This window comes from Photobacterium kasasachensis (assembly GCF_050336885.1).
Taxonomy (GTDB): domain Bacteria; phylum Pseudomonadota; class Gammaproteobacteria; order Enterobacterales; family Vibrionaceae; genus Photobacterium; species Photobacterium kasasachensis.
Genome location: NZ_JAKJSH010000007.1, coordinates 354914 through 374995, shown reverse-complemented (window position 1 = coordinate 374995; position 20082 = coordinate 354914). Strand labels below are relative to the sequence as shown.

Here is a 20082-nt window from a genome sequence, read left to right as displayed (position 1 = left end):
GAGGAAAAATGCGCTAACTGGCATATAATTGGTGCTGTTAATGCAACAAAAAGAAAGCGTATGGATTTTTCTAGTCGATTATTACTGCTACTCGAAGTGATAGAACTTGGTTCATTTACCAAAGTGTCCGAGCAAAGAAATGTTGATCGATCGGTCATCTCTAAACATATCAGCCGATTAGAAGATGAGCTTGGCGTTCGTTTGCTAAACCGAACGACGCGCTCGTTATCTTTAACCGCTGCCGGGAATGAAATGGTGAATCAGGCCAGGTTATTACGGACCTTGTTAAATGATACGCACCGGCTGGCGCAGAATTACCATGCCGAGCCCAAGGGCGTACTGCGCATCACCAGCTCGACCTTGTTTGGTCGCCAGTATGTTCAGCAAGCGGTAGAGGTATTTCAGCAACAATATCCGGATGTCGATATTGAACTGCGTTTAGAAGATCGGGTTGTGGATATGGTCAGGGAAGGGTTTGATATTGGTTTTCGTATCGGCAAGCCGAAAAATTCCAGCCTGATTATCAGAAAAATAGCGCGTAACAGGTTATTGATTGTTGCTTCACCTAAGTTCATTCAAAAGCATGGAGAAATCAACACGGTTCAACAGTTGGAGTCATTACCTGCGACAGCCTACGCTGCGCCGGGGCTCTTGATTGATAAATTCAGGTATCTGGATGACAACAACGAGAGTAAGTACTTCCAGTTGAAGGTGGCCTATAAAGTGAATGATGTCGAAATGGTCACGAAAAGTGCGGTAGCAGGGCACACACTTGCGGTGGTTACTGCCCAGATGATTGATAATGAAATCCTGGAGGGTAAACTTGTCCCGATAATGACGCAGCTACATTTAGATGATTTCGGCACTTTTTATGCTGTTTACCCGCACAGAGATGCACCCATCAAGACAAAACTATTTATCGAAACGCTCAAAGCCATTGTCGGTGAAGAGATACCGATATGGGAAAAGCATATTCCCAATTTTCACAATATGTATGGTTGCGCTTTTTAGCATGTCGCTCAGATAGGTCGATTGCCTTTACCCCACCTAAAAATGCTTAATGCGTATATTGATTTGTATAGAGGAGCGAAAGCTCCTCTTTTCCAATACATAAATTATGACTGTCTAGATAGAGTAATAACGTGTCATAACTATGGGGCGATTGAGAAAACATGCCTTATGATGGTTTCTGGAGGTGCAGCGATTAGTTCTCCTGCGTTTTTAAGAATAGCTTTTAAGTTCTCCTGATGAAATTCAACGGCTTCCTGGCCTGGAAAGAGAGCATCGACAAAAAAGTGTTTCTTGTTTTCATCATAAGATGCGCACCAGCTAATTGGGCCATTTTCATTCTTTTTTAATGAGACCTTTTCAGCGCATTGCAATAATAGTTCATACGCCTCCGCTACCTTGTTTTCCCTAGGAATTAAAGTTACATGATGATGTTGCATAGTATTGTTCATATGTTCTCTTTTATTTGATAAATCGGTGAATCGCTTCGTAAGAATTGTCTTGATATGTTTTATTGTTCAGTTTCTCAAAAATTGTTCCCTGATCGACAATTGGCCCAGTGATTCCGGATTTGCTCGCATAGAAAACACCACTCTTATAGGATTCGTCTTGTAGACCGTCTACAAACCGCTTAGCTCCTACTTCTAATTTGTGTGCTTTACCAAACAGAACCATTATTTTCATCAAAGAGGTCATCATAAACCTCCTAAGAGGAGGAAGTGTGTTGGAGGCCTCTGTACCAGTAGTTCCCCCTGGGCTCATAGTGATCAACCGAACATCTGGATACTTGCGAGCTAAAGAAGATATCCACAAAGCTGCCATGTATTTGATTGAACCAAAAGGGATCATCGCATCTGTCACTTCCCCGAAGAATTTTCCGTTACATATAGACATAAATTCATCTACAGAGGACGTTTTCAGATCCGGTTGTTTAATTCCAAATGCTTCTACGCCTCTTGCAGCTTCTGAACCTGCATATAAGGCTACTTTGGTTAATTTCTTTGCTTTCAATAGCTCCTCAGCCAAAACCACATGCCCCAGAACATTTACAGCAAACTGTTGAGTTACTCCGTCCTCTGTTTTGTCATTGAAATTTGTATCTCCTCCACCTCCAGCATTCATTACGAGGGCATCAATAGGTTCTTTCAAAGAGAGAACAGCAGTTCTGACCGAAGCTAAATTAGAAACATCAATAAGAAGGATTTCGAAAACTGACTTTCCTGTCGATTTTTCTAGCTCTTTCTTGGCAGCCTTCGCTTTCTTTTCGTTTCTGCAACCCAGGTAGATTTTCTCAGTACCATTCAGTAATGCTAATTGTCTGGCGCATTCTTTTCCCAATCCCGCATTTGCCCCTGTTATCAAAATACGTTTTAGCATGGTCTCCCTCTCTCTATGAGATATGGTGGTTCTTTCGAGGTAATGAAAAGGCTGCGTTTGCGTCCCCTGTTTATTTTTTTGGTCACGCCATGTTGAGAGTAGAGTACTGATGAGTTTTACCTAGAGCATCAGCATCTTTCCTTCTTTGCCTTTCAATATTATGCTTGCTACTTTATTATTTCCCATTTGTGGAAAATACAGGGGGTTCTGGAAGTATGGATTCCATTATCGGAAATGTTGATGATCTTATGCTGTTTTACAAAGTTGTACAGCAGGGGTCGTTAAACCGTGCGGCAACTTTAATGGGATTACCTAACTCAACGTTGAGTCGCCGTTTATCTGCGTTGGAGCGGAGACTGGGTATCAAGCTTCTGCAGGTGAAAGGTAAAAAGCTGGCCGCAACGGAGCAAGGCAAACTTTACTTTCAACAGTTGTCTCCTTGGCTGGAAATGCTTGAGCAGCAATTTATAAATCTACAGGCGGAGCAGCAAGAGCTGTCCGGAACAATACGCTTAGAAATGCCAGCATTGATGTATGAAACGTGGATTGGCGATATTATCGAGCGATTTTTATTAGAGCACCCGAAAGTACGACTGGAACTAAGAACAGAGCAAGCGCATAGCAGCCTGTTGGCTGAAGATATGGATATAGGTGTCTGCATTGGTCCGCTCTCCGACAGCTCTTTAATTGCGCAGCAAATATTCGGTGCGCCATGTGGGCTTTTTGCTCATGTCGATTATCTGCAGAGCAGGAGTAAACCTGAAAATCTAAGTGAGCTTTCAGAGCACGCGCTGATCATTAGCCAAATCCTGGATCGTTGGATGATGATCCCGCCAGATGGAGACAGTCCGATTACCTATCGCCCAACGGCACGCATGAAAGTGCCGGATATTCGTGAAGTGCGACGAGCCATTTTTGCCGGAATAGGTATAGGCTTGCTGCCGCTGCACCACATACGTGGCAATGAAGATAAGGTTCAGCAGATCATGCCCGATTATTGTTTCGAACAGCTCAAGTTTTACCTGGTATATCGTCGTCGTGAGCTTTTACCAAAGGCACAACAAGTATTAATTAAGCAATTATTGGCAGGGGCTCCAACGATATCTGATGCTGAGCAGATGATAGATAAAGTCGTATCAGATCAGTTGCGAGATAAGCAATGAGGTTAGCAGTATTATCAAACTAGCCAGCTTTAATTTGCCTTTAAATAACGCTTTCCCTGATTGGGCTGTTCAGTACAAAACGGCAACATACAACCGCGCGCCATATGTGTTGGTTAAAGGTCAGGAATACAAGTTTGAAGAGCCGAAATAAGGCTGGCTAAGCGATACCTGATTTCATTCAGGTATCGCCTAGTTGAGGTGAATTGTGGGCTGACCGTTCTTAATGCCCGCTGTTATATTCCGACTTGGCGTTGTAGTAGACCCACTCGCAATGTTCGCTGAAGGCCTCTTTCGCCAGTTCCTGCAGGGTGTAGTGATAATCGGAGGTGTTCTCCAGTTCAGTTGCTGCGCGCTGGTATAAGGCGATAAGCCGGGAGTAACTTACACACAGGTGCTCGTAGCCCGCGAGGTTGATCCAGAGTGCCAAGATACCACTGGTGAACAGCATGACTTTGATACCCAGATAGAGCCAGGTGTAGTAGTCGGCAGTGCCAGTTAGCTGTAAGGTAAACAATGAAGTCAGCAATACCACAAAACTCGTCATCAGGAATTTAGATAGCCTGCCAAGGGTTCGGTGATAATGACCGGGCATTTTTAGCAGGTTGCTATGAATCTTTCTTGCTTCCCTAATACCTTTGCCGGGTGTCGCTGTCAGCCGCGTTTTAAGGTATGAGATTTGGCTCTCCATCCAGGCGTCTTTGACCTTATCCGGAGCGATGATGCTTTTGTCCTGCCACCAGGCCCACTCGGTTAAGTACACGGCTTGCTGGAACAGTGGCAGGTTATTGCGCATTTGCCGCGGTAGTAGCGAGCTTTCGCAAGGAGCAATATCGGCAAGGTTCAGATAGCCTCTTAGTCTGATAGCCTCGGCGACGCCGCGATAGAGCTGGTAGTCGCGCTTCCAGCCTCTAAACCGAGATGTCCAGTAGAGGCCTATGCAGGTAATAAGAGCGAACAAGACGATGCCTGTTGCTATATACCCCGAGGTAGAACTAACACCCCATTCAACAAACTCTAGCGCCAATAGCGCAGTAAAGGCGCAGAAGAAAAATGTCATTACAGATTTCTGGTATCTATCACGTCTCTTCACCGCTTTGGTATCGGCATAGTGGAATAACAGGCTTAAGGCTGGCGTCAAGCCCGGCTGTGCATTATCCCGCTCTGCCTTTTGCGTATCGATCACCTTGTGCTTGCGGTTAAACAGGCGTATTTGTTCAAGCAGTGTGGTGAACTCGTGAGATAGAAAATCCTGGACGCTTTGATGGTGGCTACAAGACAGGTAAACGGGGTAGGGGGAGCCTTTTAAAGGTGAGGTCGGATAGCTGATATCGACATCATCGCTTGAAGGCCTGCAACGCGTGACGGGAATATGCTGTACAACACCACCGTTGGAGCCATCGAATCCTTTGGGGAACAGGGCTTTAATTTCCGGGATATCGGGAATGTCGCCAAGTTGCATTCTGACAACATCGGCGGTGCCACCATGCCCTTTGGCCGGCTTGCTATCCCATAGGGCAATAACGACATTGGCATAGCGGGCAAACACTGCGCCTTGATAGAGGTAAGGGTACGCCTCATCCATGTCGCTTATGGCAGATTGACTGGGTGCTGTGATGGTACAGCCATACTTTTCACAGATTTCAAGTGCGTATTCAAAGTCCTCCTGGTTGTCGTAGCTTTCCTTCAGCTGGGGCAGGGGAGCTACAAGACAGGGAAGCGGGGTGATCCTTGCTCCTGCGGATTTCAATTGCATGGCGGCTTTCAACGCCAACAGATCGGCTCCCTGTGCCATACCGCACAACAGGTGGATCGGGGTATCCGGGCCGACGGTTTTTAACCAGTATTGCAGGCAGGCTGTAAAGGCTTCCGAGATGGTGCTGTGATCTCGACTGTCTTGCAGGGTATCAACATCTCGATGCCCGGTAACAGCAATAACCAGCGGCATCCTGCCGGTATTATTGTTCATATTCATGATTTGTTTGCTGCTGTGTAGTTTGTCGTTGCTGGGTACGGTTATCGGTCAGAGCTATCAGGCTACGCGCGACTGATGGATTATCGAACCAAGCGTCAAGTCGGTTGCCGCCTGAGTGCAGCGCACGGCCCGTTAGCGGGCTCTCATCACCAGCAAAGAGGATCGTTTCCAGCTTACCACTACCCAGTTCGGCCTTGCGGGCAACATCAATACGCCCTTTGCGAATCATCAGATGGTTATACTGCCCGCTGTGGGCCGAGACCGAATACTGCTCAAACTCGTTGACTCTTGTCAGCCAGGTGCTGGTTTGTCTTACGAGTAGAGAGAGCTCCTGCTGACAGGCCAAAGCTGACTGGTTGAACTGTTCAACTTGCTGTTGGTACAGAGTCTTGAACTGCTGCTCGGCCTCGGTGATATCAGATTCACGCAGCTTCTCGACCTCTTCCTGCAGCGGATGAAGCAGGGCTTTTAGTTCGATTTGTCCGATCTTGTTGTTGAAACTGGATAGCGAAAGAGCCAGGGAGCGATTAATTTCACTGACGTAGTTCACTTCTTCCTCGGTACTTTTAACTGCCTTCGCTTTCTTTGTGCTGAGAGCTGCCCTGATACACAAAGTTAAAATCAAGCCTACCAACAGCGGGACACCAATGTTTGGTGATTGGTTGAAACCCGCCCCCATAGCAATGAACATGATGACACCCATGATATTACCAGCATGCAGTTTTCGGCGTGCAGCTTGCTCCTGCTCTTTTGCCGTAATGACGTCTTCCAGCCGCTCATGGCGTGCCTTCAGAAAGGCTCGCGCTTCGGTCAGGGCTTCAGTTAAGAGCTGGTGTTCTTGCTCCTGGTACTTTTTTTGCTCTCGGAGCTGGTCTAGCTGTTGTTGAATATCGATATAGCGCGTCGTTAGCTGGGACGAAGCACGACGGAGTACTCGATAGTTCTGCCATACATATTGTGAAGCCACATAAGCGCGTTGCAGCAATGCCGCGTCTTTTTGTAGTGCCGGTGGCTGAGGGGGGGAGATCGCCAACTGCTGTCTTGCCCACAGTTGGTTTTCTGTCAGTGATTTGTGCATGTTGAAGTAAAAGCTGTCTAGCTTATGGGAGACCTCTGTGTTTACTTCAGTAAAGGTATATGGGTATTTATCTGTAAAGCGGTCAGCAACCAGAACGTAGTGGGAAAGCTTGAATCGCAGCAGCGATGACATGGTATCAACGGCTTTGTGTAGCCATTCTATGTTGTTGCTTTTCTCCCGTTGCATCAAATAGACTTCGGCGAGAAACTCGAGTGCTTCATAGGTTGGATAGGCTTCTATCGCCTGAAGCAAAAGGCTTTCTGCTTTGGCAAAGTCTTTCTGAAAGCAATATGCCCTGCCAAGATGGGTAAGATGAAGCGAAGTGAGCAGGGTATCCTCATCTTTCAGCATTTTTTCCAGCGTCTCTGCATATTGCTGACTGCTGCGCCAGTGCTCTTCGCGGGTGCCGTGAAGGGCATACAGTCGGCTGAGCCAGAAGCAGCTAAAAAAGTCTGAGCCGAACTCTTTAATGGCTTTTTGCAGGTTCTTGAGTGCCTGCTCCTGATGACCGTAGGTCAGGCTCTGGTAGGCCCATTGCTTACGCTGTGCGAGATCAGCTGCTAGCGGGCTGCTGACTTTTTCCTGTGTAACTGGACGGTAGATGCGGGTTAACTGTTTGCGAACACCTTCTGGCAGACGGTCGAGTCGATGACGAGGGAAGCCGGACACATCAAGCAGATCCGAGGCAAGGGTTAGCTTTTCATCTTCGCCAAGAGTTTGCCACACATCATCTTCAAGTTTGTTGGTGATTTGCCGGGCGATGGCCTCCGAATCGAGAGTGGGGAGCTGACCGATTGTGACACAGTCACTAAGGCGGTCGTAAACCCGGCGTACAGCTGGTGGCATGTTATTGAGCGTGTCGTATTCCGGGCCAATCAGAAAGGCGAAAACATCAACATCAGCCTCGAGGGCAGCGTCAATTTCCAGCTCGATATAAGTCTTGCCATTTTCAGCCTCGCTGCCGATATTCTGTCCCAGCAGGCAGATCATATAGCGGCTGTTTCTTACGCACTGCAGGCTGTTCTCTAGGGGCGCAGCTTTAAAGGCTTCCAGTTGAGCTAAGTGAAAGGGTTTCAGGCCGCAACGTTGGAGGGTAACCGAATCTCCCATACGCTTGGTGATGTGCTCAACCAGAGTCTTGAATTCAGAAAAAGAGAATGAAAAAAAGATGTTGTCCATAAAAGATGTGTGTCCCTTGCCTGCCAACAGAGAAATCGCTGTATTGCGCATTATCTCCTGCCATTCACATAGTCAATGACATCAAATGCGTATAATTATAGGAGTATTAGGAAACAAAGAAACGGCTAATGATCTGTTTTTAAAGGATTCGTGATCTCTGAACTGAAGGGTGCAATCTGCATTTCGCAGAAACTGCCAAGGTGTTGTTCTGGCTTTGCAGAGATGCTACGGCCCTTGCTGAATAAGGGCCGTAGAGAAGAGATTAATGGCTTTGTGACTGCTCCTCGTCACTAATTGCTTCGGCATACCCTTTCGGCGGCGGTGTCCAGCCGCGCTCCGAGCGGGCATGCTTGTCGCTGCGATCCTTTTTCATCTCTTCTGCCATCACCTCTTCCAGACGGACAAAAAGATCACGGTAGTTATTATCAAAACGTTCATCTTCGGAGTCGGACGCCCAGGCGGCATAGAGTTTGTCGGATTTACGATCTTCGACCCGTTTATAGGTGGCTTTCTGTTGCTCAACAAAGAACGGATGCAAGCCGAGTGCTTTCATCGCGTGTCCGCCAATTTCCAGCGCCGAGTGATAGGTTTCAGATTCGATGATATCTGCTCCTGCTTGCCTTAACAGGTAGCCATGGCCTCGGTCAAAGGCACGGGTAATGACTATGACTTTCGGATAGGTGTGTTTGACGTATTTCACCAACTCGACACTGTGCTCACGATCGTCGATAGCCACAACAAGTGCTGCGGCGTGCTCTATCCCGGCAGTGTGCAGCAGATCAGGGCGGGTGGCATCACCAAAGTAAGCCTTGGTACCAATTTGACGGACTACGTCGACCTGATTGGCCTGATGATCCAGTACGACGGTTTTGACACCGTTGGAAACCAGCAGACGGTTGACTATCTGCCCGAAGCGGCCGATACCGGCGATAATGACCGTGCCCTGGTCGTCGATTACGTCTGTTTCGCGGTCGTTAGAGGTTTTTTCAAACCGCGGAAGAATAACTCTATCAAACAGGATAAACAGCCCCGGTGTCAGGAACATCGATAGCGCGACGACGAGGGAGAGCATCTGTGCGATATCGGCAGGAATAACGTGATTTTGCAGCGAGAAGCTAAGCAGTACGAAACCGAATTCACCAGCCTGTGCGAGGCTGAGGGTAAACAGCCAGCGGTCGCTGCCCTTGATCCTGAAGACCAACGCAAGACTATACAGTACCAGAGCCTTCACAAGCATAACGCCCAATGTCAGAGCGATAATGATCGTGAAGTCATTCAATAGCACAGAGAAGTTGATGCCGGCACCCACAGTGATGAAGAACAGTCCGAGCAATAGCCCTTTGAACGGATCGATGTTGGACTCTAGCTCATGGCGAAATTCACTGTTCGCCAATACGACCCCGGCCAGGAAGGTGCCTAACGCGGGAGACAGGCCGACCAGGCTCATCAGTGCGGCTATGCCGATCACCAGCATTAATGCGGTTGCGGTAAAAATTTCGCGCAGACCTGAGCTTGCCACGAAACGAAACAGCGGGCGGCTGAGGAAATGACCACCAATCACAACCGCAATGATAGAGCCTGTGATCACCAGACCATATGCCCAGCCTGGCAATCCAACCACAAGGCTTAACTCGTCATGATGCTCAGCGGCTGTGGTGGCTGCCGATTGTGCTTTTGCTATCAGCTCGGGGAGTGCCAACAGCGGGATAAATGCCAGCATAGGGATGACGGCAATATCCTGGAACAGCAGAACTGAAAAGGCGTTTTGACCACCCTCTGTTTTGGTCAGGCCCTTCTCATTGAAGGTTTGCAGCACAATCGCGGTGGAAGAGAGCGCAAAAATGAGGCCGATGGTCAGGGCAATTGTCCAGGGTTGCTCGAAGAACAAGGCGATCCCCATTACCGCTGCAGCCGTTCCTCCAACCTGCAGGCCGCCAAGTCCCATCAGGCGATTTCGCATCGCCCACAGCATTTTAGGCTCCAGTTCCAAACCGACGAGGAACAGCATCATGACTACCCCAAACTCGGCAAAATGCTGAATGGTAGTGGTCTCTTCCCCGACCAAGCCGATAACCGGGCCAATTACAACACCTGCAATGAGGTAGCCTAATACCGAGCCTAGCCCGAGCCGCTTGGCTATCGGTACGGCAATAACGGCGGCAACCAGATAAACGAATGCCTGTAAAAAGATACTGGTCATTTAGCCTCCGCTATATTGGTCGGATTTGCTTCCAGATAGTGATTGAGCTTTTCTGCCGGGGCGGCAATATCAAGATCGATGTTACCAGCGACGAGTCGTTGTAGCAGATCCCGCCATGCATCAAGGTGGCCGTCGATTCGCTCTTCTTCCAGTGCTGTGCGTGAGCCAAACAGGGCAAAAGGCGGGAGATAGAACATCCCGGTCAGGCTGGCCATTTGTTCAAGGGGGGAGAGTAGCTGGCGAATAGTGAAATGGTTATAGCCGTCAGCATGGTAAGCATCGGCAGTACCGCCAGCCGTTAGCGAGCAGAAAAAAGCTTTTCCCGTTAATGCGTCGCCATCAGGGCCATATGCAAAGCTATATTCCAGCACCAGATCTTGCCATTCTTTCAAAATAGCAGGGGTGGAATACCAGTAGAGGGGAAACTGAAAAATAATCACGTCATGGTCGACCAACCGCTGCTGTTCGCGGTCAATATTGATGTTGAAAGTCGGGTATTCCGCATACAAGTCGACGGCCGTGACACCATCAATTTGCTTGGCTAGATCAAACAACGGCTGGTTGACCTCAGAGCGGTGCTGAGAAGGATGTGCAAAAAGCACCAATACCTTTTGGCTCATAGTGTTCCTTACTATAAATCTAAGATTGGTTGCAACATATTCAGATTTTTCTCATCTTACTTCTTGCCTGGTAGCTTGCAACCATTATAGGAGATAGCGGTACTCTGTTCGTGAGACTCGTCTGTCAGGTATACGGGCGGGTAACTAGGGATGTTGGCAACAGTCAGGTGTGATTAAATTTGTTATAGGTGATAATAGCGGGTGTAATTGTCGCGCAGGTAATGGACTGCGCGACATGGCGCTTTGCTAGTTTCGCCTAAAGGCTTATCACTTGATTTTGGCCGTGATAAATACCAATAAGATCATGCATGGTGCCGATACGACCAACCGCAAGCTTATCTTTGAGCTCGAAGAAGTCCAGACAAGTACCGCAAACTATGATATCAGTGCCTTTCTCTTGCAGTTTTTGCAGCGCATCGACAGTGTCTGCCTGGTCGATACAGAGCTTCACGCCAGTGTTAACAAAAAAGATCGATGCCGGCACCTGTTCATAATCGGAACTGACATTGAATAAAGCATTTATCAGCTTTTGACCGATCACTTCATTTCCCTGACCAAGCGTGTTGTTTTCGATAACATAGGACTTTGGCAATATAGTTTGCTGGTGACTGGTGCTGGCGATAATTGTTTGTCCTTCAGGAGTCTGTAGGACTTCCTCGACGGTTAACCCTTTCTTTATCAGGTTGTCTATCAGGGCTGTCGTAATCGCTTGATCTGAGCTGAGAATTTCGACGTTGCTATGGTTTTGGTCTTCGAAAACAGTTTCTACCAGATTGAGAGCCTGTTGTTGTGAGACTCCGCGAACATCAATCTTGTTGATCATAATGCTTTACTCCATTGAGAAGTTTTCTTGTATATAAATGGGTGTATTCCACGTTTAACTGTTTGAGCGTATCCGTCATATTCGGCCTGTCACACTTTTCCAGTGCGATGCAGAACCCGCATTTTGAGCTAATCGCTCTCGGAGAGCTGATCAGCTTTGGCAGTAATGCAGCCTTTTTGAGTTTGCTTTCCGCTTTCAAGGCCTGATGGCTTGAATTGAAAGTAATAATGTAAGTAACTGAATCTTCCATTGAACTCGCTTTACAATGAATTTTGGGCAGCAACTTGCTGGCCAATAATGGCGGCGCCTAGTGCACCGGTAAGTTGAGGGTGGCTTGGAATGTCAACAGACAGGCTTCCTACCTGGGCCTGAATCGCTTCTAGCACGCCCGGATTTTGTGCCACACCACCGGTAAACACGATGGGTTCGGCAAACCCGATCTTTCGACCCAGAGATACAACGCGTTTGGCCACAGAATGGAATACTCCACGGAGAATGACCTCTGCGGGTACACCTTTATGAAGCAAACCAATGACTTCTGATTCGGCAAAAACGGCGCACATTGATGAGATTTCACAAATTTCGTTGGTGGTTAAAGCGGCCGTTCCTGTTTCATCCAATGACATATCCAGAGTATGGGCGACCATCTCAATGAATTTTCCGGTACCTGCAGCGCAGCGATCGTTCATCACAAAGTCGTCCACTTTGCCATTCTCGGAAACCTTAACCACTTTGGAATCCTGGCCACCAATATCTATGATGGTTCTGGCTAGCGGGCATAGGTAGGCGACGCCTGCCGTGTGGCAGATGATTTCTGAAGAGGCTTTATCGGCGAGTTCGAAGTAGTTTCTGCCGTAGCCTGTTGCGACTGTCATTGCCACATCTGAGCGGTTACATTGGTTGGCAGCGAGCATGTCAGAATACAAACGTTCTGCGTTGTCTCTCGGTGCGGCACCACTTAAGGTGACCGCTGAATCGATAATATTCTGGCCGTCAAACATAACCATCTTTATGGTTCGGGACCCGATATCAACGCCACATGTGATCATTGAGCTAACTCCAACAAGGTTTGTACCCGAACTTTTAGTTGCTCCCGGTCTGAGCTGGAGTAATCGGTTTCTACCTTCAGGTAAGCAAGTCCTAGCTCTTTACGTACAAATTCGTTGATTAAGACAGACTCAACGTTGTAGGTGTGGCAAGCCTGCCAGACCAAGTCGATGACAGCATCTGCCTGATAATCCCTGGCGAGTTTTTTCAGTAAACCCTTTCTGCCTTCATTCGGGGTCATACAAGAGCAAGGGATATTAAAGTGCTTGCGAGCAATTGCTTCTAGTGGATCGCCTTGCTCAGAGACCTCTTCGTATACCCCTTTAATCCCGGAGCAAGCTTCCTGGACGACGACAACACCGCCACACTCTTCGATAATCTCAATGAGTTTCTCTGTGCCATGACCGGTAGGGCAGCCTGTAAGAAGAACGCGAGGAGCGCTGGCGGGCGCGACCTGGTAGCCTTGCTCTAAACGCTGGTTAGCCATTGCCAAAAAGTTCTTCATTTGCTCAAGGTGTTTAGAAAAGCCAGCAACACGGTAGCGGGTCTGTGCGATTTCATAACCTGATACGATGGCGGGTTTATGCTGACCGAGTTCCTGGATTGCAAGGATCAGGCGGCGTTCTTCATTCATCGCCTTAATTGCTGCGCGTAATTTTTCCTCTGTGATGTCGGTCTGGAAGGTTTGCTCGAGTTTCTGCTTCAATTCCTCGACTTCGGCCAGCCAGTGCCGAAAAGCACGTTCTTTGTCTGACTTCTGAGTAAGCTCAAGAACATGCATGTTTTTGTCCTGAGACAAGACTTCATACATTTTCTTTTTGCCGTCGCAGGTTGTTTCGGCGACTAACAGATCCGAATCATTGAGTAGCGGGCAGCCTCCGGTGAGGGCGTAACCATAGGATGATTTGATAAGAGGACATAAATTCGAAGGCAGTACGGTTTCAGCATGGGTAATGGTATTTTGACTGGTACCGCAAAGACATATGGGGGTTGCACCGGCCGCCAGAATCAGATCTCTTGGCGTGAATTCGCAGTAAAAACCGACGATCCCATGCCCCGCTTGTTTTTGTTCTGAGACGTAGCGGATTTCATCGGATATGGCACTTTTAAAGTAGTCCAACGGTGATGGTACTGTTTGTTCTGGCGTGACATCGCCCTTGCTCGCTTCTAACATAGCATCCCTTTATATTCATTGAATTGTAATTAGCTGACGGCTACCAGGTGTTGGCTACGGATAGCTCCTGATACCGAGAAATCGTTCCGGATTAGTGGCCTTAGGAGGCCAACTGCTTTATTGCCGATATGGCTTGCACGATTTGTTCTGATGTCGTAAACGCGCCAATACTTAGCCGTATGGTGCCGTTAGGGAAAGTGCCAAGTGTTTTATGTGCGGCAGGTGCGCAATGCAGGCCGGTTCGGCAGTAGATACCATGTTCATAGGCCAGCAGTTCATCAATTTCGCCGTTATCTTTATCTTTGATCGTAAAGGAGACGACGCCGACACGAGGCTGAGTATGGTCCGGGCCATAAAGAATCACGCCAGGAATGGCTTGTAGCCCCTTAACTAGTTGTCTGGTCAGTGTTTGTTCGTGTTGGGACACAGCGTCGACGGTGTTATCCTGTAACCAACTAATCCCCGCATTTAATCCGGCAATTCCCGGCAGGTTTGGTGTACCGCTTTCCAGAGCGTCGGGTAGAAAGTCAGGTTGCACTTCTAATTCTGAGTTACTTCCAGTTCCACCAGTGATGAGCGGTTTGATAGTCACGCCTTGCAAGTTGTCACCAATAACCAGGCCACCAATCCCCATCGGTCCCATAAGCCCTTTATGTCCGGTGAATGCCAGCAAATCAATACAGGATGCTTCCATATCGATAGGTATGACTCCCGCAGTCTGAGCGGTATCAACGAGAAATATACAACCTTGCTGGCGGCACAACTGGCCAATGTGGGCGATAGGTTGAATGGTGCCAAAGGTATTAGATGCGTGATTGATGGCAACTAGTTTGGTTTGTGGGGTCATCGCCGCTTTGAGATCAGCTACCTTGATAAGGCCTGTGTTCGGGCAGCAAGGGACAACGGTAACAATGACGCCTTCTTGTTCCAGCTGGCGTAATGGCCGCATCATGGCGTTGTGTTCCATGCTGCTCACAATTACTTGATCACCGGGTACCAACAGGCCTTTTAATGCCAAGTTTAGGGACTCTGTAATGTTGCCGGTAAATACAACATGGGCATCATCGCTGGCGCTAAAGAAATTGAGTAGTCTTTCTCTGGTTTCAAAGATCAGGCGGCTTGCATCATTGGCCAAAGGGTGGCTTGCCCTGCCGGGGTTAGCACAATCCTGACTAATATAACGAGTCATAGCCTCAACAACCTGTGCAGGCTTAGGGTTACTGGTTGCCGCGTGATCAAGGTAAATCATGATTTCACTATCCCTATACTCGGCTGTCATGTGTATCTCAGAAGAATCCAGCCAGAAACACCAGTTAGTCGCGGTATGACGACACGAAGTGCTGCTCCTCAAGGAGATGCGGCGTTTATATTAGTGTTTATTATAAAGATTTCAGTGAAATAGATCGCATATAAGGGCGATTAACTACCAGTAATTATTGATAATTTGAGTTGATAACGTGGTATGTAAATGAAATGTATGGAAGCCGTGCTGACACAGATATTATCTGGTGATAATTCTGTGTCAGCAGTGTCAGTCAGATTGAAATGGGTAAATGGGTAGTAGGAGAATTAGCTGTGGTCAGGTGCCACATCTCCTGTCGAGCTTGGATTGGCGGGATCGCCGCTCCACTCGAACCAGCCGCCGTCGAAGACGCTGATGTCTTCCCAGCCCATGACATAGGCATAGAAAAAGGTTTCAGAAGCGCGCCAGCCGGTACCGCAGTAGAAGGAGACTTCCTGCGACTCGTTAATGCCCCAGTCTTTCCAGAAGGCCTCAATAATATCGGCGCTGATCATGGTGTCATCCGGGTTACGGAAGTCTTCAAGGTGGTAGGCGTCAGAACCTGCATGGCCCCATTTCGAACCGGTAATGCGACCTTTTGGCTTGATGTATTTATAGCCACTGGTATTGCCAATGTATTCTTCCCAGCTACGGATACTGACCAGAGATTTGTGCTCAGGATCATCGAGGATCGCTCTGGCTTCCGGTACATCAATGATCAGCTCAGGACGGGAAGGGATCGGACGGCCGAAGTCGACATGTTTTGGTGCCTTGTTGAGCATTGGCTCGGTACGGTAACCGGCGTTTACCCACGACTTCCAACCACCGTTGAGCAGGCGTACATCATCGACACCGGCGTACATAAGAATACTGGCGGCGCGAGCGGCTGCGGTGTTGTCGCGGCCATACAGGACAACAGTCGTATCAAAACGAATACCGAGCTGCTTGACTGTCTCAGCCAGCTTCTTATCGTCTAACCGGTTCCACCAAGGTTCAGACTCGATCTTATTAGTGTTTAGATACAGTGCGCCAGGAATGTGGGCAGCCAGGTATTTGGTTGGCGGCCCCCAAGCGACTTCAACGACCTTAAAGCCTTTTTCCGGCGCATAGAGCGCTTGTTCACCGTCGATAACCTGTTTTAGCCATTGCGGTGTCACCAGCTGCTCAAATTTCGCCAGTCGGTCAAGCTGACCGGAATAGTCGCTGATATTCTGCGAAATAGTCGAAACGTTGTTGATGCCGATGTTATCAAGCTGCTTAAGCAGGACATTGGCCTTCTCTGGTTCGCAGTAAAGGAAAGTCGGTTTGGTTAATTCGATCCCTTTGCTCTGAAGCAGGTGTTCCAGATGTGGAGGGCGAAGGGTGCTTAACCAGTCTGAATCAAAGTTGATCGCGCCGGGAAAGTGTCCGCCTCGGGTTTGCGAGGCTTCGGGCCAGCCGTTGTAGTTGTTGCTCGAGCGACAGTCGATCACCTGAATATCGCTAGGCGGTAACTTGGCTAGCTCATCAAAAGTGGTTGCCATAAGCGGGGTACTTACAAGGGTTATGAGTGGGAATAGTAACCGTCTGACAGAAAACATGTGCATGGCCCAGTAGTGAAATAAGGATGGCATTATATAACGCCATCCTGGTTCATAATTTATATAAGATCACAGACTTATGCTGTTGTACGTGTTTTTCTGCTCTTGTTTCCGGAGCCTGACGTTTGGTTGCTTTGTGGTTTACGATCCTGTGGCTTTCGGCTCTGGGACTTACTGCCGTTGGGCTTTTTCCCCTGCGGCTTACTGTCATTGCTGCCGCTGCTGTTGCGACGAGAATGAGGCTTCTTATTGCCACTTGACTTGTTGGCGCCCGGTTTCTTAGATGCAGTACGGTGGCCGCTTGCATTATCACCAGAACGTTGGCCGTCTTTGTGCTCAGCTTTCGGCTTTTTTGGTTTCTTTGGTTTTTTGGCTTTCAGCGGACGAAGCGGTTGTGATTCAGGCAGCTTGTTGACCGGCGTAAAGCCAAACACTTCCTCGCGCGGTAGGATCTGCTGAGTAAGGCGCTCGATAGCCGTCAGCTCTTTATACTCATCGGCGCAGACCAGCGAGATAGCCTGACCCTCGGCACCAGCACGGCCGGTACGGCCAATACGGTGTACATAGTCTTCGGCTACATTTGGCAGGTCAAAGTTAACGACCTGAGGCAGCTGGTCGATGTCGATACCACGGGCTGCAATGTCGGTCGCGACCAGAATGCGTACTTCACCGCTCTTGAAATTAGCAAGGGCCTTGGTACGGGCACCCTGGCTCTTGTTGCCGTGAATGGCGGCCGCTTTAATGTCACGAGCCTCAAGAAAGGTCGTCAGGCGGTTGGCACCATGCTTGGTACGGGTAAATACCAGTGCTTGTTTCCATTTGTTTTCCTGGATCAGCTTGGTCAGAACGGCTGATTTCTTTTTCTTGTCAACCGGGTGAACCCACTGTTTAACGCTCGGCGCCGCAGCATTGCGCGGGGTAACAGAAATCTCAACCGGATCGTTTACCAGGCCTTTTGCCAGCGCGCGGATTTCGTCAGAGAAAGTTGCCGAGAAGAGTAGGTTTTGGCGATTTTTTGGCAGCACTGCCAGGATTTTTCGGATGTCGCGGATAAAGCCCATATCCAGCATACGATCGGCTTCATCGAGTACCAGCACTTCAAGCTGATTGAATTTGACTGCGTTTTGATTGTATAGATCAAGCAGGCGGCCCGGAGTGGCAACCAGTACATCGGCACCCTGGCGCATGCGCATCATCTGAGGGTTGATTTTGACCCCGCCAAAAACAACCGCCGAGCTAAGCGGAAGTCGCTTGGAATAGGTAGCAACGTTTTCGCCAACCTGTGCCGCAAGTTCACGGGTAGGGGTTAGAACCAGAGCGCGGACCTGGTTGGAACGGACCTTGGGACCTTTCGACAAACGCTCCAGAATTGGTAGGGTAAAACCTGCAGTTTTGCCTGTCCCTGTTTGCGCCGCCGCCATGACATCCTTGCCTTCGAGCACGGCAGGGATTGCCTGAGCCTGAATAGGGGAAGGTTTTTCATAGCCTTGGTTAGCAACAGCTTCAAGGATTGGGGTACATAGGCCCAGAGAGGCAAAACTCATAAGATAGTCTCAATCAAAATTAAAAACCGCCTCATAGCGTGAGGCAGGAAGCCGGCTAGCTTACAGTAGAGGAGGGGAAAGTGCTAGGGGCCGTTTATCTTCAGCGTTTCTCGGCGAATGACAAACAGGCCCGGATAATTTTGATGTTAAGGTCGGACTGTCAGTTGTTAGTCTGTTGTCGCAATCAAGTTCTCAAAGCGCTCGTTGCCCTGGAGTGATTCGAAGTCTTGCTCTTCACTAGCCAGCTCTTTGAGCGAGGCACTGCCCAAAATGGCCTGCTCTAAATCCATGATGGCCTGTTCTTCGGCCCCCAGGCAGGCATAGGCGCAGGCACGCTGGTATAGGGCATGTGCATTGCTGGTATCGACTTCAAGCACCCGGTTACAGATACTCAGAGCCCAGTGGAATTCACGAATTTCCATGGCCGCATCGGCTTTATGGGTCAGGGCTTCGAGATCGCCGGGACGAATTTTCAGGATTTCGTCGTACACTTCCATCTTTTGCTCGGGAGTCTGTGAACCTTGAGCTCTTAGCCAGAGATTATGGACCTCATTGATGATCTCAATCTCCTTGTTGTTCTGGGCTATGATCCGCGTTTTTCGTTTCAGGTCGCGTTCAAGTAACTGGAACTTCTTCTCATATTGTTCGGCGATATCATGCAACTGCTGATCGGCCATTTGCTTGGTGTTTTCTTTGATCTCTTTCAATGACTGCCAGCCTATTAGAGCAAATAGCGAAGCGGCGCCGGCAATAAGATAGAAGAAGTAAGTTACGGTGACATTGGCATAGTTCATCGACTTGTCGGCGACACTCAACTCGCGGTCGGTGATCTCGATAGTGAGCCTGCGCTCAAGATCCTGCTGATCGGTACGCAGCGCTTTGAGTTCGTCAAGGACATATCTTTCCATCAGGGGTTTGTCATACATACTTTCCTGCGAGTATTCTTCCCCCAATGCCGGCCAAGACAGCATAGCCATAACAAGCACAGATAACAGCCACTTATACATCTCTGAGTCCTTTAACAGTCAATTAGCTAGTAGTTGCTGACTATATACCTAACTTGCCGGGCAGATAAAGGGAGGATGTCGAGAGATTTGAGGTAACTACTGGTGGCGGCATTCCTCTGGCTCAAAACCGCCTGTTTGCTGAACCGAGGCCAGCGTGGCCAGACGTTTCTTTTCGCGAGCTAGCTCGGCACCGGAAGGTTGCGGAGCATCATCAGAAATCTCGGCGTCTGGCAGGTTAGAAAAGACATGCACCTTGTTAAATGTAAGCATGAAGAATACCCTCGAACGAAATATAAATTAGTTAATTAACAACATCCTGTCGTCTGGTGGTTAAAAAATCATCATCCTTGTCATGATTTGTTAGGGATGAGTAAACAGGCGTAGATCACACCGGCGCAACGTTTGTAGGCGTAGATATGGTTACTTTGCAAGGTAAAGTGCAAGTGCCTTTCTGACAGAGGCAAAGGCGAATTTTTCAGGCGCCAGCTCGTTAATCTTGACCCATGCTACGTCTGCGACATCATCACCTGCCGTCAGCTCGGGCTTATTCGCTAAGTCAACGGCAAAAAAGGCGTCGCAGGTTTTATACTCGACATTCTTATAGACATAGGTGTTCGGATACGAGCCAAAGTAGTTCGCTTTGTCTGGGGCTGGCTGAAAATTCAGTTCTTCCTGCAGCTCGCGATGCAGAGCCTGCTCGAGGGATTCATCATGATCGACAAATCCACCGGGAAAGTCCCACATCCCTTTGCCGGGCTCTCGTGCGCGGGTTGCAACCAGAATTTCATCCTGACAGCGAATAACAGCAAGGACCGCCGAGGCCGTATTCTGAAAGAAGGTAAAGTCGCATTGACTACACTGAAATGATTTTTCCGATTGTGGCGAGAAGGTCGGCTGACCGCACGAAGGGCAATACATCTTGTTATGCTACCGGTTGGTTGAAAGGCGCGAGGATAGCGTAGCCGATAGAGGATTGCCAGTTATGCAAGGCGACTTGGGTATATATCAAGCCGTAGAATAAGGTATTA

Annotated in this window: 18 protein-coding genes; 2 read left to right on the top strand and 16 right to left on the bottom strand. The window is 48.7% G+C overall.

Going from position 1 to position 20082, the window contains the following annotated elements; genetic code table 11:
- Positions 1–60: 60 nt before the first annotated feature.
- Positions 61–1011, top strand: coding sequence for a LysR family transcriptional regulator (locus L4D19_RS11505; RefSeq protein WP_428452579.1), 951 nt, complete (start codon positions 61–63; stop codon positions 1009–1011).
- A 140-nt stretch (positions 1012–1151) separates the two neighbouring features.
- Here the strand turns inward: L4D19_RS11505 and L4D19_RS11500 are convergent, their stop codons facing one another.
- Both L4D19_RS11500 and L4D19_RS11495 read right to left on the bottom strand, forming a co-directional pair.
- Positions 1152–1460, bottom strand: a complete 309-nt coding sequence (locus L4D19_RS11500) for a hypothetical protein (protein ID WP_428452578.1) — start codon at positions 1458–1460, stop codon at positions 1152–1154.
- Positions 1461–1470: 10 nt separating this feature from the next.
- Entirely contained in the window at positions 1471–2385 is a 915-nt protein-coding gene (locus tag L4D19_RS11495) for an SDR family NAD(P)-dependent oxidoreductase (protein ID WP_428452577.1), read from the bottom strand.
- Positions 2386–2600: 215 nt separating this feature from the next.
- Here L4D19_RS11495 and L4D19_RS11490 point away from each other — a divergent pair, with 215 nt between their 5' ends.
- Entirely contained in the window at positions 2601–3548 is a 948-nt protein-coding gene (locus L4D19_RS11490) for a LysR family transcriptional regulator (protein WP_428452576.1), read from the top strand.
- Between the two features lie 220 nt (positions 3549–3768).
- Here L4D19_RS11490 and L4D19_RS11485 read toward each other — a convergent pair whose 3' ends face one another.
- The 14 genes from L4D19_RS11485 to L4D19_RS11420 form a co-directional block, all read right to left on the bottom strand.
- On the bottom strand, positions 3769–5520 hold the full coding sequence (locus L4D19_RS11485) for a hypothetical protein (RefSeq protein WP_428452575.1): 1752 nt from the start codon (positions 5518–5520) through the stop codon (positions 3769–3771).
- Positions 5504–7828, bottom strand: coding sequence for a DUF4062 domain-containing protein (locus L4D19_RS11480; RefSeq protein ID WP_428452574.1), 2325 nt, complete (start codon positions 7826–7828; stop codon positions 5504–5506). The genes L4D19_RS11485 and L4D19_RS11480 overlap by 17 nt, the downstream gene beginning before the upstream one ends.
- A gap of 211 nt (positions 7829–8039) precedes the next feature.
- Entirely contained in the window at positions 8040–9977 is a 1938-nt protein-coding gene (locus L4D19_RS11475) for a monovalent cation:proton antiporter-2 (CPA2) family protein (protein WP_428452573.1), read from the bottom strand.
- Positions 9974–10597, bottom strand: coding sequence for an NAD(P)H-dependent oxidoreductase (locus L4D19_RS11470; RefSeq protein ID WP_428452572.1), 624 nt, complete (start codon positions 10595–10597; stop codon positions 9974–9976). Before L4D19_RS11470 ends, L4D19_RS11475 begins: the two co-directional genes overlap by 4 nt.
- A gap of 256 nt (positions 10598–10853) precedes the next feature.
- Positions 10854–11420: a sulfurtransferase-like selenium metabolism protein YedF gene (gene yedF, locus L4D19_RS11465; RefSeq protein ID WP_428452571.1), complete on the bottom strand. Its 567-nt coding sequence runs from the start codon at positions 11418–11420 to the stop codon at positions 10854–10856.
- Positions 11404–11670, bottom strand: coding sequence for a putative Se/S carrier protein (locus L4D19_RS11460; RefSeq protein ID WP_160650150.1), 267 nt, complete (start codon positions 11668–11670; stop codon positions 11404–11406). The genes yedF and L4D19_RS11460 overlap by 17 nt, the downstream gene beginning before the upstream one ends.
- A gap of 10 nt (positions 11671–11680) precedes the next feature.
- Positions 11681–12469: an acyl-CoA dehydratase activase gene (locus L4D19_RS11455; RefSeq protein ID WP_428452570.1), complete on the bottom strand. Its 789-nt coding sequence runs from the start codon at positions 12467–12469 to the stop codon at positions 11681–11683.
- Positions 12466–13641, bottom strand: a complete 1176-nt coding sequence (locus L4D19_RS11450) for a double-cubane-cluster-containing anaerobic reductase (protein WP_428452569.1) — start codon at positions 13639–13641, stop codon at positions 12466–12468. Before L4D19_RS11450 ends, L4D19_RS11455 begins: the two co-directional genes overlap by 4 nt.
- Before the next feature lie 100 nt (positions 13642–13741).
- Entirely contained in the window at positions 13742–14920 is a 1179-nt protein-coding gene (locus L4D19_RS11445) for an aminotransferase class V-fold PLP-dependent enzyme (RefSeq protein ID WP_428452568.1), read from the bottom strand.
- A gap of 290 nt (positions 14921–15210) precedes the next feature.
- Entirely contained in the window at positions 15211–16503 is a 1293-nt protein-coding gene (locus tag L4D19_RS11440; protein ID WP_428452652.1) for a rhodanese-like domain-containing protein, read from the bottom strand.
- Positions 16504–16580: 77 nt separating this feature from the next.
- The gene (locus L4D19_RS11435; RefSeq protein WP_428452567.1) at positions 16581–18047 is read right to left on the bottom strand and encodes a DEAD/DEAH box helicase; all 1467 of its coding nucleotides are present in this window, start codon (positions 18045–18047) and stop codon (positions 16581–16583) included.
- Positions 18048–18214: 167 nt separating this feature from the next.
- Positions 18215–19024, bottom strand: a complete 810-nt coding sequence (locus L4D19_RS11430; protein ID WP_428452651.1) for a TPR end-of-group domain-containing protein — start codon at positions 19022–19024, stop codon at positions 18215–18217.
- Between the two features lie 126 nt (positions 19025–19150).
- A complete protein-coding gene (locus tag L4D19_RS11425) occupies positions 19151–19324 on the bottom strand; it encodes a hypothetical protein (protein ID WP_428452566.1) in 174 nt (57 codons plus the stop codon).
- 150 nt (positions 19325–19474) lie between these two features.
- Entirely contained in the window at positions 19475–19972 is a 498-nt protein-coding gene (locus L4D19_RS11420; RefSeq protein ID WP_428452565.1) for an NUDIX hydrolase, read from the bottom strand.
- Positions 19973–20082 lie beyond the last annotated feature (110 nt).